Origin of the sequence: Suilimivivens sp. (genome assembly GCF_037359455.1) — a bacterium.
Classification (GTDB): domain Bacteria; phylum Bacillota; class Clostridia; order Lachnospirales; family Lachnospiraceae; genus Suilimivivens; species Suilimivivens aceti.
Window position 1 is genome coordinate 1 of record NZ_JAXXXI010000051.1, and the last position, 26,933, is coordinate 26,933.

At 44.7% G+C, this 26,933-nt stretch carries 22 protein-coding genes; 6 read left to right on the top strand and 16 right to left on the bottom strand.

The genetic code is table 11. The features are described from left to right. Window positions 1-161: 161 nt before the first annotated feature. Window positions 162-695: a transposase gene (locus tag WJQ40_RS10640; protein WP_337540041.1), complete on the bottom strand. Its 534-nt coding sequence runs from the start codon at window positions 693-695 to the stop codon at window positions 162-164. A gap of 650 nt (window positions 696-1,345) precedes the next feature. Between WJQ40_RS10640 and WJQ40_RS10645 the strand changes: the two genes are divergently transcribed. Genes WJQ40_RS10645 through WJQ40_RS10670 form a run of 6 tightly spaced genes read left to right on the top strand, consistent with a single transcriptional unit; the run spans window position 1,346 to window position 9,389 of the window. Next, complete coding sequence (locus tag WJQ40_RS10645) at window positions 1,346-2,962, top strand: CotH kinase family protein (protein ID WP_337540044.1); 1,617 nt, start codon at window positions 1,346-1,348, stop codon at window positions 2,960-2,962. A gap of 38 nt (window positions 2,963-3,000) precedes the next feature. Beyond that, window positions 3,001-3,681, top strand: a complete 681-nt coding sequence (locus WJQ40_RS10650) for a polyphosphate polymerase domain-containing protein (protein ID WP_337405092.1) — start codon at window positions 3,001-3,003, stop codon at window positions 3,679-3,681. A gap of 19 nt (window positions 3,682-3,700) precedes the next feature. Then, window positions 3,701-4,375, top strand: coding sequence for a DUF4956 domain-containing protein (locus WJQ40_RS10655; RefSeq protein WP_337540049.1), 675 nt, complete (start codon window positions 3,701-3,703; stop codon window positions 4,373-4,375). Window positions 4,376-4,421: 46 nt separating this feature from the next. Then, window positions 4,422-6,773 carry a hypothetical protein gene (locus WJQ40_RS10660; RefSeq protein ID WP_337540052.1) on the top strand — a complete coding sequence of 784 codons (2,352 nt, stop codon included), beginning with the start codon at window positions 4,422-4,424 and terminating at the stop codon, window positions 6,771-6,773. Next, window positions 6,763-8,250, top strand: a complete 1,488-nt coding sequence (locus WJQ40_RS10665; protein WP_337540058.1) for an MBOAT family O-acyltransferase — start codon at window positions 6,763-6,765, stop codon at window positions 8,248-8,250. The genes WJQ40_RS10660 and WJQ40_RS10665 overlap by 11 nt, the downstream gene beginning before the upstream one ends. Before the next feature lie 14 nt (window positions 8,251-8,264). Then, on the top strand, window positions 8,265-9,389 hold the full coding sequence (locus tag WJQ40_RS10670) for a hypothetical protein (RefSeq protein WP_337540060.1): 1,125 nt from the start codon (window positions 8,265-8,267) through the stop codon (window positions 9,387-9,389). Here the strand turns inward: WJQ40_RS10670 and WJQ40_RS10675 are convergent. The 15 genes from WJQ40_RS10675 to WJQ40_RS10745 all read right to left on the bottom strand — a co-directional run bounded on the left by WJQ40_RS10675 (window position 9,386) and on the right by WJQ40_RS10745 (window position 26,924). Continuing rightward, complete coding sequence (locus WJQ40_RS10675; RefSeq protein ID WP_337540063.1) at window positions 9,386-11,572, bottom strand: glycosyltransferase family 39 protein; 2,187 nt, start codon at window positions 11,570-11,572, stop codon at window positions 9,386-9,388. The two genes, WJQ40_RS10670 and WJQ40_RS10675, sit on opposite strands and share 4 nt — an antisense overlap. Continuing rightward, window positions 11,550-12,782, bottom strand: coding sequence for an FAD-dependent oxidoreductase (locus WJQ40_RS10680; RefSeq protein ID WP_337540066.1), 1,233 nt, complete (start codon window positions 12,780-12,782; stop codon window positions 11,550-11,552). The genes WJQ40_RS10675 and WJQ40_RS10680 overlap by 23 nt, the downstream gene beginning before the upstream one ends. After that, window positions 12,770-13,483 (bottom strand): glycosyltransferase, encoded by a 714-nt coding sequence (locus WJQ40_RS10685; protein WP_118797311.1) that lies wholly within the window; start codon window positions 13,481-13,483, stop codon window positions 12,770-12,772. The genes WJQ40_RS10680 and WJQ40_RS10685 overlap by 13 nt, the downstream gene beginning before the upstream one ends. A 62-nt stretch (window positions 13,484-13,545) precedes the next feature. Then, complete coding sequence (locus WJQ40_RS10690; RefSeq protein ID WP_118797310.1) at window positions 13,546-14,559, bottom strand: glycosyltransferase; 1,014 nt, start codon at window positions 14,557-14,559, stop codon at window positions 13,546-13,548. Next, window positions 14,560-15,465, bottom strand: a complete 906-nt coding sequence (locus WJQ40_RS10695; protein WP_337540071.1) for an alpha-1,2-fucosyltransferase — start codon at window positions 15,463-15,465, stop codon at window positions 14,560-14,562. It lies immediately after the preceding gene. Further along, window positions 15,462-16,427 carry an alpha-1,2-fucosyltransferase gene (locus tag WJQ40_RS10700; RefSeq protein ID WP_337540074.1) on the bottom strand — a complete coding sequence of 322 codons (966 nt, stop codon included), beginning with the start codon at window positions 16,425-16,427 and terminating at the stop codon, window positions 15,462-15,464. The genes WJQ40_RS10695 and WJQ40_RS10700 overlap by 4 nt, the downstream gene beginning before the upstream one ends. 22 nt (window positions 16,428-16,449) lie before the next feature. After that, complete coding sequence (gene asnB / locus WJQ40_RS10705; protein WP_337540076.1) at window positions 16,450-18,336, bottom strand: asparagine synthase (glutamine-hydrolyzing); 1,887 nt, start codon at window positions 18,334-18,336, stop codon at window positions 16,450-16,452. 29 nt (window positions 18,337-18,365) lie between these two features. Continuing rightward, a complete protein-coding gene (locus tag WJQ40_RS10710) occupies window positions 18,366-19,460 on the bottom strand; it encodes a glycosyltransferase (protein WP_337540078.1) in 1,095 nt (364 codons plus the stop codon). Between the two features lie 15 nt (window positions 19,461-19,475). Next, entirely contained in the window at window positions 19,476-21,356 is a 1,881-nt protein-coding gene (gene asnB / locus WJQ40_RS10715) for an asparagine synthase (glutamine-hydrolyzing) (protein ID WP_337540081.1), read from the bottom strand. A gap of 21 nt (window positions 21,357-21,377) precedes the next feature. Then, window positions 21,378-22,475, bottom strand: coding sequence for a glycosyltransferase (locus WJQ40_RS10720; protein WP_337540083.1), 1,098 nt, complete (start codon window positions 22,473-22,475; stop codon window positions 21,378-21,380). A 30-nt stretch (window positions 22,476-22,505) separates the two neighbouring features. After that, window positions 22,506-22,757, bottom strand: a complete 252-nt coding sequence (locus WJQ40_RS10725; protein WP_337540086.1) for a hypothetical protein — start codon at window positions 22,755-22,757, stop codon at window positions 22,506-22,508. Continuing rightward, window positions 22,744-24,009 (bottom strand): glycosyltransferase, encoded by a 1,266-nt coding sequence (locus WJQ40_RS10730; protein ID WP_337540090.1) that lies wholly within the window; start codon window positions 24,007-24,009, stop codon window positions 22,744-22,746. Before WJQ40_RS10730 ends, WJQ40_RS10725 begins: the two co-directional genes overlap by 14 nt. Continuing rightward, window positions 24,002-25,180 (bottom strand): glycosyltransferase family 1 protein, encoded by a 1,179-nt coding sequence (locus WJQ40_RS10735; RefSeq protein ID WP_337540092.1) that lies wholly within the window; start codon window positions 25,178-25,180, stop codon window positions 24,002-24,004. Before WJQ40_RS10735 ends, WJQ40_RS10730 begins: the two co-directional genes overlap by 8 nt. A gap of 20 nt (window positions 25,181-25,200) precedes the next feature. Further along, window positions 25,201-25,953 carry a DUF2334 domain-containing protein gene (locus WJQ40_RS10740; RefSeq protein ID WP_337540095.1) on the bottom strand — a complete coding sequence of 251 codons (753 nt, stop codon included), beginning with the start codon at window positions 25,951-25,953 and terminating at the stop codon, window positions 25,201-25,203. Beyond that, the gene (locus WJQ40_RS10745) at window positions 25,950-26,924 is read right to left on the bottom strand and encodes an SDR family oxidoreductase (protein ID WP_118797300.1); all 975 of its coding nucleotides are present in this window, start codon (window positions 26,922-26,924) and stop codon (window positions 25,950-25,952) included. Before WJQ40_RS10745 ends, WJQ40_RS10740 begins: the two co-directional genes overlap by 4 nt. Window positions 26,925-26,933 lie beyond the last annotated feature (9 nt).

Genomic DNA, 26,933 nt, shown 5'->3' on the forward strand with positions numbered 1-26,933 from the left:
ATAAATACTGGGATTATGGCTGTTTTTCACTCTACAAAGTGTCAAAGATGGGATTATAACAACATTTCTATATTTGTGCAATTTGAACACTTGAGTTTCCGCAGAATGTACTTTTTAAGTGGTCAGCTTAAGGCAGAGTTGACGGTATGCCGGAGATACCTTTAGCTAACCGGTAATAGCTGAACTGAACTTTTTTCTTTTAGTGGGTCTGCTTTCTGTATGATTGCAGCGAGCTTCCTCACACGGAAGTTTTCAAACTGGAACATCTGCTTTTTACGGCGAAAATATTCCTCAATGTGCCATCTGGAAAAGTAAGTCAGGTCGATATTTACCACGTCTTCTTTGGATTTGATTTTCTTATTAGTTGCAAGCATCATGGGATGTTCCGTAATGCCGTAAACCCGTACGAGATAAATATCTTTCTTTGAAGCGGTAATCTGCACTTTCACATGAGAAAGATAGGCATCGTGCTTTTGACCCTTGTATGTCAGGGCAGTTTTGATCTTACCCTTTCTCTGATTACGAAGCTGTGTGGCAAGAACCCATTTTCCATGGAAGAAGAGTTTTCTTTTGGCAGTAAGACGGATGACATAGTCCTGTTGCAGTTCATCAAGTTTCAGAAACATCTTGTTGTCATCGTAGCCTCTGTCCATGGCAAAGGTTGCTTTGCCAAAGAGAGCTGCACCACGTTCCATTGCAGAAAAGGTTACATCATTATTGGACGTAAAGTTCTTTTCCTTTGAGGAATGAATTTTCGAGAACTGTCATCGATGTGTATGACAGGTTCCTGCGGAGCCCATTTACGGATGGTGATAAGATAAGATTTAAGTGCGGTGGAGGAAGTACCTTTGTTTAAATGTCTGGTCAGCCGTTCAACAGAATTGACCTTTTTAGTATTTTCATGAAGCTGATCCACAACATCGGTTAAAAGACAGCTTCCGGCAGCAAGCATACCGTAAGTCATATCGGCAGAAAACTTCTTGTCCGGCTTGGACAGGTGTTTTGAAATTTTATTTGAAAAAAGATAAAATTTCCCGTTTCATTTGATAAGTATTTGATGTAAAATTGATCATGAGGAATCCTCCTTCTTTTTGTTTAGTAGATTTTTGTTTGGTCACTTAAATTTTACATCAAAAAGGAATAGGATTCCTCATATTTTGGGCATTTTTTGAAAGTTGTTTATAGCAGAACCTGTGAAGGCAGGGAAGTGTGGATAAAAGTACGGAAACTCAAGGAAAATCAAAAGTGGCATCCATCTAGCAAATATGATAGTATAGGTTCTGTATTACTTTTTATAACCTTTATATTAAAATCGTTTCGTCCAGCTTGACGAATGAGGTATTTTATGAAAAAAATATATAAAACGGTGCTTTTTGTTGCTGTTTCCCTGTTGTTGCTTGGCATTTATCTCTATGCAGATTCCAACCATGGCAGCTTACATAATCAAATACTCTCTACTGATATATTGTCCTACGAACAGATAGAGCAGCTTTCTGTAGGAAAGGAAGATACTTTCATAGATCCGGAAATAGCTTTTAATGGCAATTCTATAGCCTATGATTCTGAACAGAATATGCTGTTGATTCCTCAGGATCTTTCGAAAAACAGGTATGATGGCAAGCTATCCATCCCTGATGGTAATCTGTATTTTCTGGAGGATGAAGAGGGGTTTTCCGATAAATTAGGAGCCATCAGTCAGAATCGTGTTTTCCGGCTCTTCTGGATCCGTGATACACAGATGTGGATGTATAATGTTTACTTTACCGGTATGCCCGTCATGTGTCTTTCATCTGATGCTGCCATATACCGTGAAGAAACAACAAACGAGGAGGAAGATAACAATAATGACATTCTCAAATGGGAAGGCAATGTCTGGATATATGACCAATATCACAGCAGTACCGATTTTCAGGCCGTAGATTGTAACTGGCACAAAAGAGGTGCCACAACTATGAACTATGAAAAAGCAGGCTATAAGCTCAACCTGGATCACAAGAAATCCTTTCTTGGCATGAGAAAAGATGATGACTGGATTCTGAATGCCCTTTACGATGATGCAGGTCTGATCCATAATAAATTGTCCTATCAGGTATGGCAGAAAATTGCATCGTCAAATAGTGTTGCAAATGATGAGGGCATTTCCATGGAATATGTAGAATTATTTGTAGATCAGGAATATCGTGGCGTATATGGTCTTTCTGAACGAATTGATAAGAAATCAGCTTCTCTGAGCTCCCATGATATTTTGTACAAATACCGTTCCCAGGAATTTGCATCAGAAGCTGATTTCTACCCCTGCGGTCAGGAACCAGAATCACCAATCGTGACAATTGAATATCCAAAGGACTTTGATGACTCTGACTGGAATCCTATGCGTACCTGGATCTCTATGTTTAACACAGAGCAGACACCTGATTATGAAAAAGCGAAATCTCTTCTCAATATGGAAAACGCCATTGACTATAATTTATTCAACCAACTGATCTATGGTATGGATAATATTATGAAAAATGTATATTTTAAAGCTGAATATCACTCAAATGGAAGTTATCAGTTCATAAAGATTCCCTGGGATCTGAATATGACCTGGGGTAATTCCTGGGTAGATGATTATAACTGTGGTTTTAACAGATATAAGGAAGAAAATATCACCTCACCCGATGGCTTCAGCGAAGATATGATCTCTCTTTATCAGGTAAACCCGCCCGAAATATCTGAGCAGCTTCTGACACGCTGGCAGGAACTCCGTCAGGAAATCATCACTCCTGAAAGCATAATCCAAATGCTGGATCAGGAGCTCGCCTACCTGCATGGCTCTGGTGCTTATGCAAGAAATCTTCAGAAATGGCCACCAACCTGTGATCACTGGCAGGAATCCCAGTTTTATGAATACATTTATGGCCGAATTGCTTTTCTTGACAGTTATTATAATGATTTATATAAAAACAGCCTTAATTATTAAACAATCTGTATATTTATCTTTTGCTGAAAGGATCTATTATGGATTATCGACACGAATTAAAATTCATAGTTTCTGATGTGGAACTGAAAATAATAGAATATCGCCTGAAGCCACTGATGCATACGGATGTCCATCAAGAGGGAAACAGCTATGCTATTCGCAGTCTCTATTTCGATGACAGGTACAATTCCTGTCTAAAAGAAAATGAATCTGGATCGAATAATCGTTCTAAATACCGTATTCGAATATACAATGCCAGTTCTCAATTGATCAAATTAGAAAAGAAGCAAAAATGTAATGGCATGACTCGAAAAAAAGTCTCCACTATTTCTTTAACTGATTGCATTACTTATATGGCAGGCAATATACCTCCTCTGTATATACAGTCTACTGATCTGCAGAAAGAGTTTTATACTGTTATAAGAGGAAATGGATTTCTCCCTGTCACCATTGTAGAATATATCCGTACTGCCTTTACAGACACTCGCGGAAATGTAAGGATCACTTTTGACAAAAACATCAGCAGCAGTAATAAAATCAGTTCTTTTCTTGATCCGAGAATCGATTCTGTTCCATTACTGCCAAACGGCATTCATATTTTGGAAGTAAAATATGATGAGTTTCTTCCCGAATATATTACTGATGTGCTGGCACTTGGCACTTTACAACAAAGTGCTTTTTCCAAATATGCCTATGCAAGAAATTATAACCAATACTAACGAATGTGAGGAATTTACTATGAATTTCAATGATGCTATCAAAAAATCTGTATTAGAGGGATTTTCTTATGCAGATATGTCAAATGCCAAAATCTTTACTACCCTGATCATCACCTTTTTGATCGCTGTATACATTTTCATTGTATATAAGAAAGTAACGAAAAGTGCCTTCTACTTTAAGAATTTTAATATTTCCATGGCTATTATTTCTGTGGTTACAGCCGGTATTATCCTCGCCATGCAGTCCAGTATCGTCATTTCACTTGGTATGGTCGGTGCTCTTTCCATCGTAAGATTCCGTACTGCCATCAAGGATCCTATGGATCTGCTGTTCCTGTTCTGGTCTATCGGCACCGGTATTATCTGTGGTGCAGGACTGTATAAGATTGCTGTAATCCTGGCAGTACTTGTAACAATTGGTCTTCTCATCCTGGATCTTTTTCCTGTACGTATCAGTCCTTACCTTTTGATCATCAATGCTGATTCTGCCGACCGGGAAGATGACATTCTTGCTCTGATCCAGCAGAATGCTGGATACTATAAACTAAAATCCAAAAATATTTCTTCCGGAAGCATGGATCTTATTTATGAAACCCGATCCAAAAACGAAAAGGAACTGGTAAACAGTCTTTCTCGCCTTGACGGTGTTCTCTCTGTTTCACTTCTTAGTCATGATGGAGAAGTAAAACAGTAAACAATTATTGATTATACCCTTATAATCTCAGCGGAGGTTAGTCAACATGAAAAAAAGTAAAAAAATCATTCTCACGATATGTATTCTCGAAGCATTGATCATATTATGCGCTTTCATTTATCAGCTAATGGAAAGCAAAAATAAATCCGTCATCGAGCTGGATCCATCCAGCTATACATTTGTTCAAAACGAAGAAGGTTCTCTTGTCATGCTTAATAATGTCAATACCATAGACAGTAATTATTCCGGCACTGACAGAAGGCTTATTTCCCCCACTATTGAACTTAATTCCGGCATTTACCAGACGGATGTTATCTTTCAATCCTCCACTCCCTGTACAAGCACTGTGGGAACTCATATCTCTGCATCCAGCCAAGATGCAGAATGGATCAGCTCTGAATCTGTAATGCTTACAAATCAAAGCCAGCATATAGGCTTTCGTTTTTATATAAAAAAGGGCAATACTCCTGTCGATGTAAGAGCTATTATGGATAATAATATTAATGACACTGTAACTATCAGTCAGATTACCATTACACCTCTCAACAAAAAGACTATTGTATCTACAATTATCCGCTTATTTGTTCTGTTCCTTTTTATTGATACCTGTATTTTCTTTTTCTTCAGTCATCCCTATGGTATTTACCAGCTGTCCAAACAACAGAGATGTGTGTTATTAGGACTTTTCGGGCTGTTATTTATGATTGAGCTGCCCATGACTATGAATTATATCCCCAAGGGTTATGATCTTCGTTTTCATTATTATCGAATTTATTCTATTGCCACCGGTTTACAGGATGGTATATTTCCAGTAAAGATACAGCCGGAATGGTTAGCCGGTTACGGATATGCTACTGGTGTATTTTATGGTGATGTTTTTCTTTATTTTCCTGCTATTTTGTATGTTTTAGGTTTTTCTCTCAGCAGTGCATACAAAACCTATGTCCTTTTTATAAATATACTGACAATACTGAATTCATATTATTGTTTCAGGAAAATCAGCCGCTCTCCATACCTGGGTCTTGCCGGTACTGCAATATATACCATGTCCCTGCATCGTCTGGTAGCCACATATACCAGAGCTGCTGTTGGCGCATTCTCTGGCATGGCTTTTCTTCCATTCGTAATCCTCGGTCTTTGGAACATGTTTTCCTGTGGTGATGAACCTGAGGACGCAAAGGCTGATAATTCAAAAGCCAGTTGGATTTTTCTTGGTATAGGAATAACCGGTCTTCTTCAGACTCATATTTTAGGCACAATTATGACCTGCCTTTTTATCATTATATTTTTAATTATAAATTTCAAAAAGACCTTTTGCCCTAAAGTTCTGTTATGCCTTGGAAAAACCGCACTGTTTACATTATGTCTTAACTTATCATTTATAGTACCCTTTTTAGATCTATACATTGCAACTCCATTACAGATTCAGACAGAGTACAGACCCATTTACCAATATAGTGCCTATATTTCCCAATTGTTTACTAACACCTTTAACGCAGTTGGTGATGTACGCGAGGACTTAACCGGTATGTATCATGATATGCCGATGTCTCTTGGTCCAGCAGCTTTAGTTTTATTGCTTTTCTGTCTGGGATTCATTCTGATTTACAATACCGGGAAAAGTAAAGGATTGTTATCAAAGCCTCTGTTTTGTTGTTTATCAGCCATCTATATAGCTACCAATCTTTTCCCTTATAAATGGCTGGAGGCATACTGCCCATTTTTATTCTACTTTTTTATGAAATTTGAGTTTGCCTGGAGATTCCTGGCCATAGCAGCAGCTCTTTTACCACTCCTGTTTATTTTATTATATCATGCATTCATGAAACAGCTGCCTCAACAGAAAAAATGGATCAACTCCATTTCTGTTTTACTTATTCTCTGTTTTGTCTGGCAGGGAAGCGAATATATCTTCCAGTACAATGATTCCATGATCCCCTTTGAGCACGAAAATGATTTCCGGGATTTAAGTATTGGCGCTGTTTACAATGGCCAATATCTATTTGACGGTTTCAATACGGCTGATATAAGTCCTGAAATCACTATATCCAATCCTGATCAAACCACCTTCAAGGTTGTCGAGGCCAAACATTTAGACTATAGTATACGTATTGACAATGCTTCCTCACAGGAAGGATACCTTGAGCTTCCGCTGATCCCATACAAGGGTTATCATGCCTCTTTCGATAAAGGAGAACTAAATATCACAACAGGGGAGAACCAGCGGATGTGTATTCTCATTCCTGCCGGCTTCAGCAGTACTATCCACATATATTACTCCGAGCCTGTATTATGGAGAATTTCTGAGATCATATCTCTCCTGACGCTATGCCTGTTTATAGCATATATGCTATACAAGAAATACTTTAAAAAGGGACTTTCTAGCCATGCTGTTTAACTCCTATATTTTTATATTTTTATTTTTGCCTATAGTACTGCTTGGCTATTATCTTCTTGGCTCAAGAGGTCATTCCAGGGCGGCCGTATATTTCCTTACCGCCATGTCCCTTGGCTTTTATGGCTACAACAGTATTTCTGCCCTGCTGATCCTGTTTGTCAGTATTGTGGTCAATTATGCCCTTGTCTGTCTCATGCAGAAGACAGGACGAACAGCGAAACGCAGGATATATCTGATCATCCTGCTCATATGGAACATTGGCCTGCTTTTTGTTTATAAATATTCCAGCTTCTTCCTGGAAAATATAAACCTGGCCTTTGATACCGATTTTTCACCGCTGCAGCTTCTTCTGCCTCTTGGTATCAGTTTTTATACCTTCCAGCAGATCTCCTATGCTGTAGACTGCTACCGGAAAGATTGTGCGGGATATCGTTTTTCTGATTATTTGGCTTATATTACCTTTTTCCCAAGCATTTCGTCTGGTCCTATCGTTTACCACAGTGAGTTGATTCCCCAGCTTCAGGATCCGGAACGCAAAAAGGTGCTTTTTATCCACCTGGGACAGGGGCTGTATGCTTTTTCCCTTGGTCTTGCGAAAAAGGTACTGATCGCCGATACCCTGGCTAAGGTTGTTTCTGTCGGATATGCCAGTATTTCTGAACTGAACACCTTCAGTACGATTCTTGTAATGCTGAGCTATTCCCTTCAGATTTATTTCGATTTCTCCGGTTACTGTGATATGGCCCTCGGAATCGCCAGGATGCTGAATCTGAATCTGCCGATCAACTTCAATTCTCCCTATAAAGCTGTTTCTATCACGGACTTCTGGGACAGATGGCACATGACTCTGACAAGATTCTTTACCAAATATGTATATATCCCTCTTGGCGGGAGCCGTAAGGGACTGTCAAGAACCCTGCTCAATGTCATGATCGTGTTTCTGATCAGCGGGTTATGGCATGGTGCCAACTGGACTTTTATCCTGTGGGGTGCTCTTCACGGACTTCTGAATGTACTTGAAAAAGCACTTCGGATGAAAGACCGGAAAATACCTGTTTTTCTCCGGAAAGGATTTACTTTTATTTTCGTAACACTGGCCTGGAGCATTTTCCGGGCACCTTCCCTTTCTGATTCCATGGCGCTGTTTGGCAGACTGTTTTCCGGTGGCTTTTCTCTCTATCAGCCTATTCGTGACAAATTTATGGATGTCATCGAGATCAGTTTTCTCTACCGGGCAGGTCTCGGCGGTCTTATGGAATCAAGGCCATGGCTGATGCTGACCCTGTTTATTGTGATTCTAGTGGTGGCATGCTTTACCATGAAAAATACGCAGGAGAAAATGGCACTGTTCACCTTTGGTACTGAAAAGGGAACCCGTAAAAAAATGATATGGAAATGTTTTGTGACAGCAGGGCTTTTATTCTGGAGTATCCTGTCCCTTGCAGAAATCAGTGAATTCCTGTATTTTACTTTTTAAGAGCGTACACAAATATGGAAAATCAAAAGCATTCAGAAAATTTAAATAATAGCAGAAATGATCAGTCTGAAGCAGCCGCCAGGAAATGGTTCTGTAGATGTCTTAGTGTCCTTACCGGCCTGTTACTTCTGACCGGTCTTGTTGTGGTGGTCGTAGATCCCTACTTCCATTATCATAAGCCCTTTTCCTTTTTATCCTACAGGCTGTATGAGGAGCGCTATACCAATGACGGGATCTCCCGGCATTTTGACTTTGACGCCATGATCACCGGTACTTCCATGGCGCAGAACTTTAAGCCAAGTGAAATGGACGAGTTGTTTGGAACCAATGCGGTTAAAGAAACCTTCTCCGGTGCAGGCTATCAGGAGCTTTCTGAAAATCTTAAGCGTGCCCTGAAGCGCAATCCGGAGCTGAAAACAGTGCTCTGGGTCGTTGATTACAATGGATTTCTCAGGGATTATGACTGGAAGCAGTATGAAGATTATCCAACCTATCTTTATGATGACAATCCATGGAATGATACCGCTTATTTATTTAATAAATCCATTCTTTATCATGGTGTTTTTTCCAACGTGCGCATGACGCTATCGCACACGAAAAGCACTACTATGGATGAATATTCTTCCTGGGAAAGAGACTGTGGACTAGACTATATTCTGCAGTCCTATGACAGAGAAAATGTGACCATTCCGGCAGATACCGGCTTTGGTCCTGAAGAAAAGGCGAAGGTAGTGCAGACGATCAATACAAATGTGGTTGATCTTGTCAGCCAGTATCCGGATGTGACTTTTTATATCATGTACCCGCCTTACAGCATCTGCTACTTCGATGCTCTCATGCTGAAGGGAACCCTGGACAGGCAGCTTCAGGCTGAGCAGACCGCTACCGAGCTTCTGCTTGACTGCCCGAATGTAAGGCTCTATAACTTCTTTGATCAGTATGATATCATCTGCAATACCGATTACTACTGTGACGACGGTCACTACAACGGTGAAGTAAATTCCATGCTGCTTCAGATGATCGCAGAGGATAAATGCCTTGTTACCCGTGAAAACTATCTGGAAAAGCTGGCTGCTGAAAGGGAGTTCTTCAGCAGCTATGATTATGATGCGATCTATGAACAGGCTGGCACTGATTAATCCTTCAGTGCCAGTACCACATACTCTCTGTCATCCTCTGACTTCTGCAGGCCCTCAGCCAGCCAGTCACTTACATGCTCCTCATATTCCCCGGATTCCAGCATTGTCTCTGCAAATGTCTTACGAATACACAGGTAATCAGAGCCGTAATAGGTTTCCTTAAGGCTTTCCAATGTATCCTGCGGTGTGATCATGCCGTCCACCACATCTGCCCTGTACCATGCGGAGCGATAATCAATATCATCAAAGATCACTACCGATCTTTCCGGGATCTCCGCATAAGCCTCCTCCCACTGCCTTGCCACCGCATTATAATAACAATCTGAAGCATTCAGCTCCCCATTTGCCTGCAGGGAAAGGACGGAGAGCACGGTGATCACTGTCACTGCCATGCCAAAGAACCTAAACGGCTTCCTGCCCTTCACATAAGGCAGCAGTAAGCCGGCCAGCCCTATACAGATCAGGAATGTACCCGGTTCGAAAAAGCGGAAATAAAAGCTGTCCATGGATGACACATAGCGGATGCCTATAAAAATCACATCATACAGAATTCCCATCGTGATCAGCACCGATTCTCTGGTAAAATGTCTGCAGCTCCTGAAAATAAAAGCTGCAAGTCCTGCAAGGATCAGCACAATCAGAAATACCTTCAGGTTATAAGGATAATTTTCCAGTCTCTCCGGTATTGCCAGGGAAAAGATATTGAAAAATTCTGTCAGCAGGCTTTCGATCAGATCATTGGTGAGCGCCTGGTAATCATCCCACCACATAGTTCTGCTCACCCCCGATGCCATTCCATTCATAATCTTGTTCATGGCCAGGTAAGCAACGCTCAAAAGTCCCGATACCAGCGCTGTCAGTGTCAGCTTCCCTGCCCGTATCAGGTAGGCCTTATCCTTTTTCCTTTGAAACAGAAAAAAAAGGATAAGAATATAAACCCCTGTTACGATCCACACATAAATACCATAATACCGGGTCAGGAAGCAGGAAAGTCCCATGATGCCAAGAAGCATATACCATTTCGCATCTGTTTTTTCATCCTGCAGTATTCTGGCCAGTATCAAGCCAAAGCAGAGCATGAATAAAATAAAGGGGATCTCGCTCCAGGTATAATAGCACAGTGTCAGAAAGCCTGTATTGGTCAGGCAGAGCGCATACAGCCATGCCTCCCTTTTAAAGCAGAGCCGCAGTACCACGAGCAGTAAAAAAACTGTGACCATAGCCACTATTTTCGATGCCAGATAGGCATTTGCTCCCGTGATCAGCATGATCCCTGCGATCATCACCGGATACAGGATCGGCCAGTTGGCAAACCAGGAACGGTATCCGGCAATGCCATCATACTGAAAGCCATTTCCCTGTACCAGGTTTTCTGCCTCCCGCATATATCCGGCAGAATCAGCTGAAATATAAATCCCATTCAGATATGCCCTTGCATAGATACTGATACAGATCGCAGCGAATAGAAGAAGCAGAAAGCAGTCACTTCCATAGCTGTCAATCCATTTTTCAAAAGGAATCTTCTGAAATACAGCACAGATCTGTTCTCTGCCGATCCATACCAGGGAAAGCCATGCGATAAGGAGCAGGATACAGACCGGAACAGAATAATAAAAAATATCTCCGTATGTAACATGTGTCTGCTCCGTCTGCAGAATACCAAGGGAAATGCCATAGGGTAACACTTCCTGGTCCTGCCATACAGCTTCTTCAAAAGGCAGCTCTCTGCCCCACCCTTCCGGAACCTGCATAAAATAGGGCTCTGCTCCCTCCGCCCGGATCGTCAGCTGATAGTTTTCTCCCTCTATAAAAGAAGCATTTCCCGGAAAGGTTCCCCACTTGCCTGCTGTAAAATCGGTAACAGGGCAGGATTCATTCAGAAGCACATCCTCTTCCTCATTCTTAAGTGTCAGCCTGAGCGTTCCACTGTCCTTTTCAGAGATATTGACAAGCAGCAGCTGAAAGCCACTGATGGAAAAGTCCTGCGCTGCCTTTAGTGTTATTGTCAGTGGTTCTCCATCCTCACAGACCACATAAACCGGATCAGGATCGATCGTTGGAAGTATTTCCGTACTGGCAATGCTGTTCTGTGCCGTATGGGTAAGTATCAGCATTGCTCCCAGAAACACTATGATCCCGGCCATGCTCAAAGCTATCCTCTTAATCCATTTTTGATTCTTCATACATCTTCTCCGCAAGCTTTAATGCCAGTTCTACCACCAGATCAGAATTATAATGGCAGTGTTCTCCCCATCTTCCCAGGCCATATACCCCTTTTGTCCTGCAAAAGCCAAGGAGTCTGTCCATGATCTCCGGCTTCCCTACTGTGTTCAGTGGATAAGCATATTCGTTCATATAGGTAAATTCTGCCTCCTCCCGGTAAAGAGATACCCGCTCCTTCCGTGTCTCCAGCCAGTATCCCCTGCTGCCCTGGCAGAAATTGTGTCTTACCAGAATACGATGATAGGGCTTTTTCTCATCCGGAATATATAACCACTGGGCTTTTGTATCCAGCTTTTCCCCGATGTATCTCGTTTCTATTGCACTGGATTTCAGCTTCTTTACAGAAGATACGATTTCCTGTGGCATTCCCTCTATCGTTTCAAAGCTTCTCCAGGGAATCGTCGTGATAATATATTCCGCTTCCCATATACGTCCATCTGCAGCAGTCACAGTCTTTTTCTCCAGATCAATTCCTGTTACATCCACCTGATACAGTATATTTGATGCTATTTCCGCGGCCATACGGAGCCACAGCTCTCCATAGCCGTATTTTTCAGGATAATAAAAGCTTGCATGTCCCGGCTGCTTTCCATAAGCCCTGTGCTCCAGGCAGGAGCGCAGCGTATCTTCAAAGGATACATCCGGCAGCTTCTCGAGCCAGTAGGTTCCAAGCTCATCCAGCTCATCCGCAAACATTTTCCGGTTATAGGGAAGCATATACATTTCTGCAATCCTGTCACCCAGCTTCCAGATGATCCAGTCCTTAAATTTCCCAGGCTTCTGCTTTCCGCTGTTGCAGCCGCTTCTGGCAATGGACGACAATACCTCCACCTGTGAATCCACCGGAAGCTGCCAGATATTTGCTTCCAGGGGGTGTCCTACCTGCTGATCCCCGATCACGATCCTGCTGTCTCTTTCAAACAGCTTCCATTCCTCTTTTGGCATAAAACGGAACAGAAAAGTATTTACGGCAGGTCTTCTCACATCCAGAAAATGACCTCCGCCAATGTCAAAGGGACTGCCATCCACCATTACTGAACGGCACAGTCCTCCTGCCTCCTGCTCCTTTTCAAGTACCAGAAAGGAATCCTCAGACAGCTCCTTTAACCGGTTGGCAAAGGTAAGTCCTGCCGGTCCGGCTCCTAAGATCAGATATTTTACTTTTTCCATATCATGCCCTCATTTTCTTTTAATTGGAATAGCAGCCTCAGAGCTTCTGTAACAGAGCTGCCCTTCAGACTGGATGCCGTACCCACATAATGGATCGGCACCTCCACAGTATTCAGGTTCCTGCAGTAAAAGCGCATCTCTGTCTGGTACATATGCCCGGTGGAAAGAAAATGAGAAAGCTCCAGCTTCTCCAACACCTCTCTTTGGAATGCCTCGAATCCGCTTGTCATATCCTGCAGCCTCGTTCCAAGTACCAGATTGGAAAGAAAGGTCCCGCCAAAGCTTAATATTCTCCTGTATAATGGCTGCTCCCTCATGGAGCCGCCCTCCATAAACCGGGATCCCCAGACACAGTCATACCCTTCTTCCAGTCTGTCGAGAAACTGTGGTATTTCCGCCGGCAGATGACTTCCGCCGCCATCCATTTCCAGCACCTGTTCTGCCCCATCCTCAAGTGCCTGCCTAAAGCCCTCCAGATAGCAGCTGATCACCCCGGTGGATTCCTGGTAAAAGATACATTTTACCTTATCTGAAGCTTTTTCTCTTTCTCTTATGATCTCCTCGGTACGGTCTTTAGAATAGCTGTCAACTACCGGATAGATATACAGGTTATCGTAGGGCAGGGCAAGGATTTCATCCAGGATCTGTCCCATTGTGTTTTCTTCATTTGCAACCGGCATGACAATGATTGTCTTTTTCATTTGTCTGTTCCCATCTGTTTTTATTTTTCACTGCTGTATACAGCATGCTCCATCCTGCATGATCACGCCTTACTTCTCATCGGGATGACCACCCTGTCATAAAGCTTCACCACGTCATAATATATCTCCGGGCTTTTCAGAAACAGTGCCATTCTTGCCCGGTCACCCTTTGCCACATAGCTGCTCCTGTAGATCTCCCGGATCCTTTTCTTTTCTCCGGTCAGCATCTCTGCAATCCTCCTTGCCGACTCCTTCATGCCCCTTGTCTTAAAATCCAGGAAATAATAAAGCATCCGCTTGCAGAAATAATAATAAGACTTATCAGCCAGCTCTGTGAAGCCATGCTCTGCCAGATAGCTCTCCTGCTCCCTCCAGAAAGGGATCTCATCCTGGAAGCGGCGCTCGTGAAGTCTCTCATTCATGATGCTGCCCTGCCTGTCCACCATGTAATTATAATAAGGTGTATCAAGAAAGGCACAGCTTTCCGCCTGTACCAGAGCCATCGTGGTATACATGATGTCCTCGGATTTCCTTCCCTCCCTGAAGCTGATATTCTCTATGATATCCCTGCGGAAAAGCTTGCTCCAGACAGACGGATAGATGTGATACTGCTCCTGGTCGCAGATATACACCTCAAGTGCCCGGTTTCTGTCAAGCAGCATCACATTTCCTGTGGGATGGATCTTTTCAGCACCTTCTCCAACCTGTCTGTAGGTGCAGATCGCCACCGGTACCTGCAGATCTGTACAGGCTCTCAGCATTTCCTCGTACATATCCGGCTCCACCCAGTCATCACCATCCACATAGCCGATATAATCGCCCTTTGCGATCTTAACACCGGCATTCCTGGCAGCAGAGGGACCTCCATTTTCCTTGTGGATCACAGAAATACGGGGACACTCTGCCGCATATCTGTCACAGATCTGTCCCGTCCTGTCTGTAGATCCGTCATCCACTACAATGATCTCCAGTCTCTGGTAGGTCTGTGCGATCAGACTGTCCAGACATCTTGGCAGATATTTTTCTATATTGTAAGCCGTCACAATAACGGATATCAAAAGCTCGGACTGATACATTTATTCATCCTCCAGATTTCCCTCTGCATCAATACGGATCATATTTTCCGTATAAATATCCTGGCAATCCTGATTATTGAACCACCTCGCCGGTGCGAACACCATTTTTTCAGGGAAAGCATCCAGATAGGCTCCCCACCAGCTGAAACTGGAATTGGCCACGATCTGATGCCTGCATCTGCTCATCAGAAGCAGATCCAGATATCCTTTTTCTTCGCCGCTCCCCTCTATAACAAAAAAAGCCGGATCTCCCGGATAAAACCTTTGGACCCATTCCTTCACATAAGGTGCATCATTACTGAACAGGAAAAATGTGGCATCAGGATGTATTTTTCTGATCTCTTCGATCGCTTTCCGGTAATAGGCGTCGGTACAGTTGCCCCCGTAGATCGCACTGCCGCTGACATAATCTCCCCGTCTGAAATGCACACTGACGGATTCACAGCTCTCAATCTGATCAAGAACCGGTCCAAAGCCATCCTGCTTAAGGATCTTATACACCCTGTCCGTAAAGGTAAAGGCATTTCTCACCTTATCCTTCATATCTGCAAAATATTTCTCAGATTGAAAATAGCCGGTAAGATATGCCGGCTCCTTTTGCAATACCACCGGATCAAAATTGCAGCCATTCTCCTGGTATTCCAGACTTTTTCTCCCAAACAGCTTCCTCCGGATCCTGTCCACGGGTCTCATAAACCCGTCTGTTATGGTATTCAGTTCTTTACCTGTAGCCCTCTCATAATCAATGCCGAAGCACCACAGCATGATCGGTCTTGCATTCTCCCTGCCTGCATACTCCGTTACATCATCAAATTTCACTTCACGGCCCATTTCCTTCAGCCTCAGATACAATGCATACTGAAACATCTGATTCCCAAGGCCGCCTGTCATTCTGATTATGTTCATGATTCCTTACGCTCCTTCCGGTTCACCCTGCCCCTCGGATCGATCAGAACCATTCCATCTGTATAGATATCTGCACTTTCCACGTTGTTTTTCCATCGGTCAGGCGCTACCACGATCTTGTCCGGATTGGTATTCAGATAGGCGCTCCACCAGCTGAAGCTGGAATTGCTGATAATACTGTGATCACATTTACTCATCAGCATCATATCCAGATATCCGGTATACTCTGTATTGCTCTCTACCAGGATAAATTTTTCCCTGAGTGCCGCCTTCTCTTCTTTACTCATTTCTTCGGTCTGCTGGCTTTCGATCAGGCCTTCTACCCAGTTTTTCACCCACTTTGGCTCATTGCTGAAAACATAAAAGGTGGCATTCTTTACCTTATCCTGCATAAAGCGCACCGCACCCTCATAGTATTTCTCAGTACAGATCCCCTCATACAGCTCTTCATCCGTACGGGAATCACTGCGGTACATATGAAGACCGACAGAGCTTCCGCTCTTTATCCTCTGCAGATACTCCTCTGTAGCCATATACAGCTTTTCAGGCAGGTGCATTTCGTCCAGCTCAGGAAAAGTATAAAGCTTTTGGATGTCATCCCTGATATCGGCAAAGTAGCGTTCACTCTGAAAGGCTCCCTTTAAATACATATTATCAAAGGTGAGTACCTTCGGGTCAAAAAATCCCTGCTCTTCGTATTCAATTGCTCTTCGTCCAAGCAGCTTCCTCCGGATCCGGTTCTTCCATTTCATGGATCCGTCTGTAAAAGCCGTGATCTCATTCCAGTCAGCTCTTGGATAGGTGATTCCAAAGACCGCAAGCATGATCGGTCTTGCCCTCTCACCCCGGTATTCATTGATATCATCAAATTTTACTTCTTTTCCCATGGATCTCAGCTTCTCATAAAGAGCATACTGAAACATCTGGTTGCCAAGGCCCCCTGCCATTCTGATAATGATCATAAGCTGATACTTGCCTTCCTTCTTATATAAACCGGTGTGCCATAAAATCCTGGAACATGAGAATGTACCAGATCTGGATCCGCCATTCTCCCTTTTCTGTAAAGTCGCTCCAGATCTTTTTCACCACATCTGCATTCAGGATCCCCTGTTCACGGATCGTTTTCTCATTAAGAAGTGTCTCCGCCCAGTCACGAAGCTCTCCGCTTCTTAGCCACTTCTCCACCGGGATACTGAAGCCTTTCTTGGGACGCTCCATCATTTCCTCCGGCACATACCGGTAAAGTACATCACGGAGCACCAGCTTGCCACGCTTGCCTTCCCGCAGATAATCAATGGGGAGTGTCCAGGCAAATTCAACCACATCCCTGTCAAGCATCGGCACTCTTGTTTCCAGCGAAACAGCCATGGCCGTCCGGTCCACCTTCACCAGGATATCGTCAGGATGGTACATTTCCATATCCATCAGCATGATATTATGGTTTGTTTCCTCAAGAAAATGAGGATCGTATTCACTGTATTTATAGCTGCAGTTCCCTTTCGTCAAGGAAATCTGCTTTGTCAGAGGATCTGTCTCATAGGAACAGATATAAAGATCAGAAGGTCCTTTCGCTCCAAGCAGTGTCCCCTTGATCCGGTAAATCGGTTTTTTCGCCAGCGGACTGTGGATGACCAGTTCACTGCAGGGCTTCCTGATAAAATAAGGCACACCCTTCATTTTATTCCAGATCCTCTCCACAGATGCATAGGAGGTATAGCCGCAGAACAGCTCGTCTCCGGCATCCCCGCTTAAGGATACCGTCACATGCTCCCTCGTCATCTTGCTTACCAGATACGTCGGGATCTGGGAGGAATCTGCGAAGGGCTCTCCAAACATTTCAGAAAGCTTAGGAACAACAGCCCTCGCATCTGCTTCTGTAATATAAAGCTCTGTATGCTCTGTTCCAAGATGCTGTGCGATCTCCTTGGCATAGGTGGCTTCATTATATCCCTCTTCATCCATGCCAATGGTAAAGCTCTTCACCTTTCCCTTATTCAGATCCTGCATCAGCGCCACGATCGTACTGGAGTCAATACCTGCTGACAGGAAGGCTCCTACCGGCACATCTGCCACCATCTGCTCAGCAATGGCCTCCTTTAACAGTCTCTCCAGCTCATCTGCAGCTTCCTTCCGGCTTCCTTTAAAGAGGTTTGCCTGCCCCTTCTTTGCTGCCTCTGCTACTGACCAGTAGGGCTTTACAGTAACATCATCCATGTTATTAAATGGCAATTTAATTTTCGCAAAGGTTCCTGCTTCCAGCTTATAGATCTTTTCATAAATGGAATAAGGAGCCGGAATATAACCATGGATAAAGTACAGGTCAAGCACCTCCCGGTTGATCGGATTGTCAAAGCCATCCAGTACGGAAATACATCCTATATCAGAGGCAAACACAAAGCTTCTGCCTACCATACCGTAGTATAAGGGCTTTTCTCCTATGCGGTCACGCATCAGATACAGGCACTGCTCTTTCCTGTCATACAGACAGATGGCAAACATTCCCTTACAGAATGCAAGGGTCTCTTCTATCCCATAGGCTTCAAAGGACTCCAGAAGTACCTCTGTATCAGAGGTGCCACGGAATGCAGTGACCTTTCCCTCGGAAAGCAATCTGTCAGAAAGCTTTTTATAGTTATAAATCTCTCCATTATAAGTAATGACATATCTGCCGCTGTGTGAGGTCATGGGCTGTGCCCCATTTTCAGACAGATCCACGATGGAAAGTCTTCTGTGCCCCAGTGTTACCTGACCATCCTCAGAGAAATAGCTTCCTCCTGCATCCGGTCCCCGGTGCAGCATCCGCGCCTTCATCTTCTCTATATTTCTTTTTCTGTCTCCATCAAAGCTGCAAAATCCTGCAATTCCGCACATGAAGTCCTCCTCCAGTCTTTTCTATAGTGTCATTTCCCCAGTTTTGTCAGGGAATACAGGTAATTCTCCCACTCACCATAAACCACCTCCGGTTTAAAAATAGCAGCTGCTTTTGCAGCATTCTCACCGATTTCATCGGCTATCTGCAAGTGGTTTAGCAAATATTGCATCTTTTCCTGCAATTTTTGTGTATCACCAACCGGAATCAAATATCCGTTTTTTCCATCTTCGATCAGCTCCGCCGGACCTCCGCAGGGGCAGTCTGTAGAGATCACTGTAAGTCCCAGAAGCATGGCTTCGATCAAAGTATTAGGGGCGCCTTCAGAATTAGAAGGAAGGACGAAGAGTCTCGCCCTTTCAATAACACCTGCTACGTCACTGGTTGCTCCCATCATAAAAGCCTGCTTTTCCAGTAAAAGCTCATGGATCAGGTGCTGAAGCCTTTCTTTCTGATCCCCTTCACCATAGATCTTAAGGCTGTAATCCGGAAACTCCCCGGCAATTCCGGCAAATGCCCGGATCAGCAGCTCATGATTCTTATTTTCATCCACCCTGCCTACTGCCACGATGGTCTTTTCCCTTTCTCCCCGGTAAGGCTGTCTGAAAAAAGCCTTGTTGATCGGGTTTTTAAGGATCACTGCCTTTTTCTGCACCTTCTCTGGAAAGAAGGAAAAGCACTGCCTGGTCTGCAGGATCACGCCATCTGCTGACGCAAACAAATGTCTTGCCATAAACCGCATCCAGCCATTGTAATATTCAAGTGCAGGCTCTGCCCGGACAGATACCGCTACCGGGATATGGAGGAACCGGCTTGTCAGGATCGCCATCATATTATTCTTTCCGATAAAGGAGAGGATCACATCCGGCCTTTCTGTCTTCCAGATCATACGCAGCTTCCCGAAGCGGCGTCCAAAGTTCACAATGCGGCTTCCCGTGATTTCCTCTTCTGTGATATCTGAGATCACACGCTTTACACCATCTGGAAGCGGATATTCATTTTCTTTTTTATACTGGGTCACCATGGTGACCTCATGGCCCTTTTCTGTCAGATCTGCAGCCAGATTCACCAGTACCCGCTCTGCGCCGCCCTTTGTCAGCGCCCCTATCAGCATTGCCACATGCATGGATCCACAGCTCCCTTATTTCATATAGGTCTGATACCACTGCTGGAAGGTGAAGAAGGACCAGGTCAGCTTGGAATAATTCTCTCCGGTAGCCGGTCCCTTATCTCCGGTCTTCATATAGCCTTCTATCATATCGGCGGTAAAATCAGCATCAAAGATTCTCTGCTTCTTTAAGTATTCCCTGCTGCACATATCTGTAAGCTGTTCCCTTAAAGGTCCTCTCAGCCACTGATCCATTGGCACGCCAAAGCCAACCTTTGGTCTGTCAAGAAGCTCTCTTTTAATATAATCATAGGCAATATCCTTCAGGATCCGCTTTTTATTCCCCTTGTCATACTTCAGGGAATGATCCATCCGGAAGGAATACTCCATGACTTCCTTATCCAGGATCGGGCATCTTGCTTCCAGGGAATATTTCATGGATGCACGGTCTACCTTGCAGAGAATATCACCCGGCAGATAGGTATCCATGTCCAGAAGCATCCGGCGGATCTGCCAGTCTGATACCCCATATTCACTTTCTATTTCAAAATGACAGGGCTGTCCTTCGCCGAGCACCATTTTTTGTGCTCTTGTCACATAATTTCCTGCGCCAAACTGGGTTTTACTTTCTTTACCACGGTTTCCGGCAATTACTCTCACCCGGAAAGGCAGCTTTCCTTCCAGTCCTGCCTGCTTTAGGCCTGGCAGATTACAGATCCCGTGGACCATACCGCCAAGCACATCCAGTCTCTGTGCCTGTCTGACATTTTCATAAATATTATAGCCACAGAAAAACTCATCGCCGCCATCCCCGGAAAGCGCAACCGTCACCTGTTCTCTGGCAAGCTTTGACACCAGCATGGTTGCGATCTGGGAAGAATCCGCAAAGGGTTCATCATAATACTTCGGGATACTCTCCACCAGTTTGAACATTTCCGCTTCATCTATGATCAGCTCGGTATGCTTTGTGCCCAGATGTTCTGCCACTGCTCTGGCATATCCTGCTTCATTATATCTCTCTTCATGGAAACCGATGGAAAAGGTCTTAACCGGCTCACTGCTTGCTTCCTGTGCCATAGCTGTCATCAGGGAAGAATCATAACCGCCGCTTAAAAAGGCTCCCAGCGGAACATCTGCGATCATACGGCTTTTCACAGCCTTCTGCAGCAATGCCTTTAATTCACTCTTTGCCTGCTCATAATCCGTCACAGGATTCTTTCTCATCTCATGATAGACATTCTTAATATCCCAGTATTTCCAGGTTTTTACCTCTCCATAATGGAACTGCAGGATACCGCCCGGCTCCAGCTTGTAAACCTGTTCAAAAATGCTGTCCGGTGCATTGATATACTGCTGGAAAAGGTACCTTGACAGTACATCCTTCCGGATCCTTTTCTGAAAGCCCTCTCTTGCCATCAGTGGCTTTAACTCTGAACCAAAGATAAGATTCCCGTCTGAAAGCTCATAATACAATGGCTTCTTGCCAATTCTGTCCCTTACCAGATAAACGGTATCATCTTCTCTGTCAAAAATACAGATGGCAAACATGCCATTCAGCCTGCTGATACAGTCAATGCCCCATTTCAGGTAAGCTGCTATGATCACTTCCGTGTCGCAGGTAGAACGGAAAGGATAATCCTTAAGTTCCTCCTTCAGCTCCTGAAAATTATAGATTTCTCCATTGTAAACTACACTGATGCGGCCATTTGCCGAATGCATGGGCTGGTGTCCCAACGGAGACAGATCCATAATGGAAAGTCTTCTCTGTGCCAGACCCACCTGGTAACCGTTTCGGATGGGATAAATCTCTTCTCCGCTGTCATCCGGTCCTCTGTGGATCATCGTATCATTCATGATCTTAAGCTGTTCCCGTGTAATATTCTGTTTGGATACAAATCCGCATATTCCACACATATGATCCTGCTCCTGTCTGTTCTACTTAAGTACTTCCTCTATATATTCTTTCCATTGCTGCAGAATAGCCTGTCCATTGATCCTTTCTCTGATGTGGAGCGCTTCTCCTGCCAGTCCTTCTCTTAATTCTTCATCCTCGATCAGACGGTTGATGTTTTCTGTCATGGCCTTCTCATCTCCGACCTGGATCAGCATACCATTGACTCCATTCTCGATCACAGTAGCAGGGCCGCCGCAGGGACAGTCTGTCGCCACAACCGGCATGCCGAGAGTCATAGCCTCCAGCAGGGCATTGGGCATGCCCTCATAATCAGAAGAAAAGGCATAGATCTCTGCCTTTGGCAGTTCCCTCTGCAATTCATCGCTGCCGCCCATCAGAAGCATATACTCTTCTGCATGATTCTGACGAATGATCTCCTCCAGCTTTTCCCTGGTGCCATCCCCGGAATCCGGTCCATACAGCTTCAATATATAATCCGGATGCTTCTCATGAACCTTGATAAATGCCCTGAAAAGCATGGCCTGATTCTTAAAATCAACCAGTCGCCCAGACTGTACAACCACTTTCTCCTTCTGCTGCGGTATTTCTGCCTGCAGATATTTATCATTGACAGGATTCAAAATAATCCTGGATCTTTTCTGAAGGGATTTTGGGAAATAACTCATCTGTTCTGCTGTCTGGAACACACAGCCCTTTGCCAGCCGGTATAATGTCGGCATCAAAAGCTTGTCTGCCCAGGTATTATAATAGGATTTCGGATCCTGACGCACAGCCGGGATCACCGGTACATGCGTGCCTATGGCTGATACAAGTGCCCTGTAGTTCGGTCTTCTGGTAAAGGAGATCACCACGTCCGGCTTTTCCTCTCTGATCAGTCTGTGAAGATAGGCAAAGCGCAGATAGATCTTGGCTATCCTGCTCTTTTCCTCATCCTCTGGCCGAAGTCCGACTGATATCCGCCTTACTTTGGGATCCAGCGCAAATTCCACTTCTCCCTGCCATTCCGTGGCAGCGATCACTTCATAATCCTCCTGAACCAGCTGGTTCACCAGATTGGATACCACACGCTCTGCGCCGCCCTGCTCAAAGCAGTTTAAATGAAATAGAAGTTTTCTCATAATGCTCCCGTTTTTCCACAATCTTTCTGCTCATTTTATCACATCTGACAATCTCTCACAAGTCTGCGGCGTGATCCCTGCCCAGGCACAGTCTTCTTTCCACATCTCTCTGCCAACGGGCTCTCCAAAATCATATTCCCCATCAAGCATTAACCTGCCATTATATTCAGATGCTCTTTCTTCCAATGTTTTATGCCTAAAGGGTTTAGCCAAAGTAATTCCTCTGTCTGTCACAGTCATATACCCCTCAATAATCACCTTTTCCCACTTATTCTTCAGCAAGCTTCAGAAACTGCTCCAGATATTTCTCATAGGTAAAATCTCCTGCCCGTCTGGCAGCAGCCTGACGATAGCTTTGCAGCAGCCTTTCATCCTGCAAAAGCCTTATCACAGTATCCGCGAGATTTCTCTCTTCCTCCGTAATATCTGCCGGATCCAGATTCTCCTCCTTCTGCATTTCCGGTACCACGATTCCATAATCCCCATATATAACAGGTGTTTCTTTTTCCTTCTGTTTCTCTGCAAACTGATCATTCAGAGAAGCAGTGTCTCCATTCCTTACCAGAATCTCTGCAGGCCCCGTCAGGCAGTTGGTACTGACAGGTGCCAGGGAAAGAGTCATGGCTTCTACCAGTGCATTAGGAAATCCTTCGTTGGCAGAGGTAAGCAGATATACTTCCCCGTATTTCAGAAGTGCGTAAGGATCTCTCCGCATGCCGGCAAAATAAATTGCATCTGTTATTTTAAGCTGTTCTGCCAGTGTTTTATACTTTTGGAAGGTACCGGCTCCCATCAGGATCAGTCTTGCTTCCGGTATCTGATCGTGCACCAGCTTAAAGGCCTTGATCATATACCAGAAACCTTTCATGGGATCGTCTCTTCCCATGGATACCAGATAGCGGAAAGTTTTCGTATTTCCTGCAGAGGCAGGAAACTGGCTTTCTGTTTCATACAGCTTGCTTTCCGGCTCTTTTTGCTCTTCTGAAAAAGGAAGCGGCGGATCTGATGCGGCTGCCTCCTTCCGGATCGTATCCGCATCATAGAGATTATACAGCACTGCTGTATTATTAAATTTATATTTAATTTTTACAGATTTCTCAATATCTCTGGAGCAGCATACGATCAAGTCTGCCTTTTTCACCAGAAGACGCATCTTGGTCTCTTCTTCTACATCGGTGTAGTTCCGAAGTCCAAGCCAGACCTTCTCCTTACCCGTCTTGGAAAAGGCATTGACCATATTGGCCGTCGGCCCGAAGCTGTAGGCGATCTCGGGCTGCATTTCCTTCTTCAACTTACGCACTTTCCGGGATCTTCTGATAATATTCAGGATCTTCTGCAGCTTTCCCTTACGGACACCCATCTGGATATCAATAATGGAAAGTCCTTCCACGTCATAGGCAATATTGGCAGAATCAAAGATTACAATGGTGACATCAAAATAAGGCTGCAGCAGCCTCGCCGTAGTGACGCACACTCTTTCAAAACCGCCCTGATGAAGCATGGGACTGATCAGCATCAATTTTCTTTTACTCATTTTCCCACCTTCCACTTTCATAAAAGCGCATCATCCTTTCTGCCTGAGCCTGCACATCAAAGCCGGCTGCCGCCATTTTTGCAGCGTATTTTTCCCTGTTCTCCTGTTTGGACACTAAAGCATCAATCCGCTGCTGCAATACCTCTGCCCAGGCCTTCGGCTCTTCCTCTATGCTCATCGTTTCTACCAGCTCTGTCGCTATCACTTCCCGGCAGATCGTATCGCTCATCAGACACGGCAGACCGCTTGCCTGCGCTTCCACAATGGTTCCTGGCATACCCTCATACCGGGACGGATATACGAAATAATCCATAGCCTGATAATAATCGGCGATATTCTTGTGATTTCCAAGAAAATGTACCTTGTCTGCCACGCCAAGCTCTTCTGCCAGCTTTCTGGTATCCTCCATGAGAGGTCCTTCTCCCAGTAAAATCAAATGATACTTCTGATCAGCTCCGGTCTCTGCTGTGCTGCCACCTGCTCCAGCACTCATCCGGCACAGCTCTGCGAACACCCGGAGCAGGTATTCATGGTTTTTGGCATAGTGAAATCTTCCCACATGCCCGATGATAAGGGCATCTGCAAGCCCAAGCTCCTCACGCATCTTTTTCCGTTTTTCCGGGTCAAAGGTAAACCCTGCACAGTCGATCGCATTAGGGATAAAGATCGTCTTTCCTTCCTGAACTGCTTTTTCTCCATAAACGGAAATCCCGGCAAGCTCAGAACAGGTGAAGAGATAATCTGCCTTATCTGCCAGATTTCTCCGAAGGAACCGTGTCATGGTACCTTTAAGCCCCTTATCCACTCCGGCACTTCTCGCATGGGCTGCGGTTTTCTTTACACCTGCTTTCTTTGCGATCGGAAGATAGATGGCCGCTGTGCTCGTCATATGTCCCTGTACCAGGGCAAATTCATGATGCTTCTGAAAGAATTCCTTCAGTGCTTTCCGATAAGAAAAATAGTTATAGATACGAAAACGGGGAACCCGGAAAATACGTCCTCCCAGTTCCCTGATCTCCTTTTCATAAAAGCCTTCTTCTCCGGAATGCACCAGAAAATCAAATTGTACACGATTTCGGTCTGTATGACGGTACAGATCCATGATCCTGCTCTCCGCTCCGCCAAGATTGGTATTGCCAAGTACATGGAGTACCCGTACTGCTTCTCCCATGCTTTCTATCCTTTCTCTTTTCAGTGATGCAGCCTCACAAGCACAAACTTCGCCCTGGCCATCAGATATTCCCGGATCCGCCCGGGAAATCCCCGTTTCACAGCCGGCACCTTCCGGTATTCCTCATAGCTGATCCATGTAACGCCTTCCATCCGAAATCTCTTCTCATAGCCTGCCAGCTCTTCTTCCTTTATGGTTCCGGTATGAACCACCATGGTGGAATATCCTTTTTTCTTTTTCAGGGTATCAGAAAGCCGGAATGAAATGGGATAAAAGGTCAGTCCCTGCCAGAGGTAAGGCTGTTCTCCAAAGCCATCTGTCAGTGCCTGAAAGCCATTTTCTTTCAATGCCCGCAGTGTATTTCTGTCATAGGAATGAGCCGGTGCCATGAACAGATCGGTATGCACACCATGCTCTTCGAGGATCTGCTTTCCCCTTGCGATCATCTCTTTCTGCTCCTCATAAGGCTTTCCCGCATATTCAGAAAAGTCATTTAAAGGAAACAGGCCGCCTTTCTTTGTACTGTATACATGGTTCATGCCATGAAGAGCCACAGACCAGCCTTCTTCCTGAAGACCTCTGATATAAGCATAAAAGTCCGCCGGTGCATCCTTTCTGCTTTCGCTGCTGCCCCTCAGGTTCTCGTCCCGGTTGTCCGGAACAACCCCTATAAGCGGTTTCACCTGATATCGGTCCAGCAGCGCCTTAAACCTAAAAAAGCGCTGCCAGTCCATATCAGGTGTAATGTCATCTAATCTTACTGCGATTTTCATAAATTTTCCTTATACCAGTTGATTGCCAGGTGGATTCCTTTGGCAAAATCATATTCCGGATCATAATGAAGCAGCTCTCTTGCCTTGCTGATATCTGCATTGGAATCCCGGATATCACCTGCCCGGTCTGGTCCGAAGTTCGGTTCAACCTGTTTGCCAAGGGCATCACAGAGCTGATGGTAAACATCGATCAGATACTCTCTGCCGCCGGCACCGATATTAAAAGCCTCTCCTGCTGCCTCTGAGCCTGCCAGACAGGCCTTCAGGTTAGCTTCGATCACATTGTCAACATAAGTAAAGTCACGGGACTGTCTGCCATCACCGTTGATCGTGGGAACCTCACCGTTCATCAGCTGCTTGATGAACTTCGGGATTACCGCAGCATACATGCCGTTAGGATCCTGCCTGCGTCCAAATACATTAAAGTAACGCATGCCATAGGTATCCAGTCCATAGAGAACCTTATACAGTCTTCCGTATTCCTCATCCACCCTTTTGGTCAGTGCATAGGGCGAAAGAAGCTTTCCCTCATGTCCTTCCTTCTTGGGAAGCACCGGATGATCTCCGTAAACAGAGGAACTGGAAGCATATACAAACTTCTTTACCCCGTTCTGTCTGGAGGCCTCCATCATGTTTAAGGTACCACGGATATTGATCTCCTCATACAGAAGCGGCATTTCAATACTTCTCGGAACGCTGCCCCAGGCTGCCTGGTTCAGTACATAGGTCACACCCTCTGTCGCCTTCATGCAGGTTTCCAGCTCCCGGATGTCTCCTTTGATAAAGGTGAACTTCGGATTCTCCATAAAAGGCTCTATATTTTCCAGCTTTCCGGTGGAAAGATTGTCAAGGCATCTTACTGTATATCCCAGCTCCAGAATCGCCTCACACAGGTTGGAGCCGATAAAACCGGCACCACCTGTCACAAGAAAAACCGCATCTTTGTCAAATTTCAGTTCTCGAAAGCTCATATTCGTCCT

Excerpts from the sequence above, each read along its gene's own strand:
- WJQ40_RS10685 (WP_118797311.1), bottom strand. The coding sequence starts at position 13,483 with ATGAAAAAGACAATCATTGTCATGCCGGTTGCAAATGAAGAAAACACA.
- asnB (WP_337540076.1), bottom strand. The coding sequence starts at position 18,336 with ATGTGCGGAATTGCAGGATTTTGCAGCTTTGATGGAGACAGAAAAAGA.
- WJQ40_RS10660 (WP_337540052.1), top strand. The coding sequence starts at position 4,422 with ATGAAAAAAAGTAAAAAAATCATTCTCACGATATGTATTCTCGAAGCA.
- WJQ40_RS10670 (WP_337540060.1), top strand. The coding sequence starts at position 8,265 with ATGGAAAATCAAAAGCATTCAGAAAATTTAAATAATAGCAGAAATGAT.
- WJQ40_RS10735 (WP_337540092.1), bottom strand. The coding sequence starts at position 25,180 with ATGGGAGAAGCAGTACGGGTACTCCATGTACTTGGCAATACCAATCTT.
- WJQ40_RS10640 (WP_337540041.1), bottom strand. The coding sequence starts at position 695 with ATGGAACGTGGTGCAGCTCTCTTTGGCAAAGCAACCTTTGCCATGGAC.
- WJQ40_RS10675 (WP_337540063.1), bottom strand. The coding sequence starts at position 11,572 with ATGAAGAATCAAAAATGGATTAAGAGGATAGCTTTGAGCATGGCCGGG.
- asnB (WP_337540081.1), bottom strand. The coding sequence starts at position 21,356 with ATGTGTGGAATATGCGGATTTGTATCCAAACAGAATATTACACGGGAA.
- WJQ40_RS10740 (WP_337540095.1), bottom strand. The coding sequence starts at position 25,953 with ATGAAAATCGCAGTAAGATTAGATGACATTACACCTGATATGGACTGG.
- WJQ40_RS10665 (WP_337540058.1), top strand. The coding sequence starts at position 6,763 with ATGCTGTTTAACTCCTATATTTTTATATTTTTATTTTTGCCTATAGTA.
- WJQ40_RS10680 (WP_337540066.1), bottom strand. The coding sequence starts at position 12,782 with ATGGAAAAAGTAAAATATCTGATCTTAGGAGCCGGACCGGCAGGACTT.
- WJQ40_RS10710 (WP_337540078.1), bottom strand. The coding sequence starts at position 19,460 with ATGCATGTGGCAATGCTGATAGGGGCGCTGACAAAGGGCGGCGCAGAG.
- WJQ40_RS10695 (WP_337540071.1), bottom strand. The coding sequence starts at position 15,465 with ATGAACATAATCAGAATGACAGGCGGCCTTGGGAATCAGATGTTTCAG.
- WJQ40_RS10690 (WP_118797310.1), bottom strand. The coding sequence starts at position 14,559 with ATGTATCAGTCCGAGCTTTTGATATCCGTTATTGTGACGGCTTACAAT.
- WJQ40_RS10655 (WP_337540049.1), top strand. The coding sequence starts at position 3,701 with ATGAATTTCAATGATGCTATCAAAAAATCTGTATTAGAGGGATTTTCT.
- WJQ40_RS10645 (WP_337540044.1), top strand. The coding sequence starts at position 1,346 with ATGAAAAAAATATATAAAACGGTGCTTTTTGTTGCTGTTTCCCTGTTG.
- WJQ40_RS10650 (WP_337405092.1), top strand. The coding sequence starts at position 3,001 with ATGGATTATCGACACGAATTAAAATTCATAGTTTCTGATGTGGAACTG.
- WJQ40_RS10700 (WP_337540074.1), bottom strand. The coding sequence starts at position 16,427 with ATGATCATTATCAGAATGGCAGGGGGCCTTGGCAACCAGATGTTTCAG.
- WJQ40_RS10730 (WP_337540090.1), bottom strand. The coding sequence starts at position 24,009 with ATGAGTAAAAGAAAATTGATGCTGATCAGTCCCATGCTTCATCAGGGC.
- WJQ40_RS10720 (WP_337540083.1), bottom strand. The coding sequence starts at position 22,475 with ATGAGAAAACTTCTATTTCATTTAAACTGCTTTGAGCAGGGCGGCGCA.
- WJQ40_RS10745 (WP_118797300.1), bottom strand. The coding sequence starts at position 26,924 with ATGAGCTTTCGAGAACTGAAATTTGACAAAGATGCGGTTTTTCTTGTG.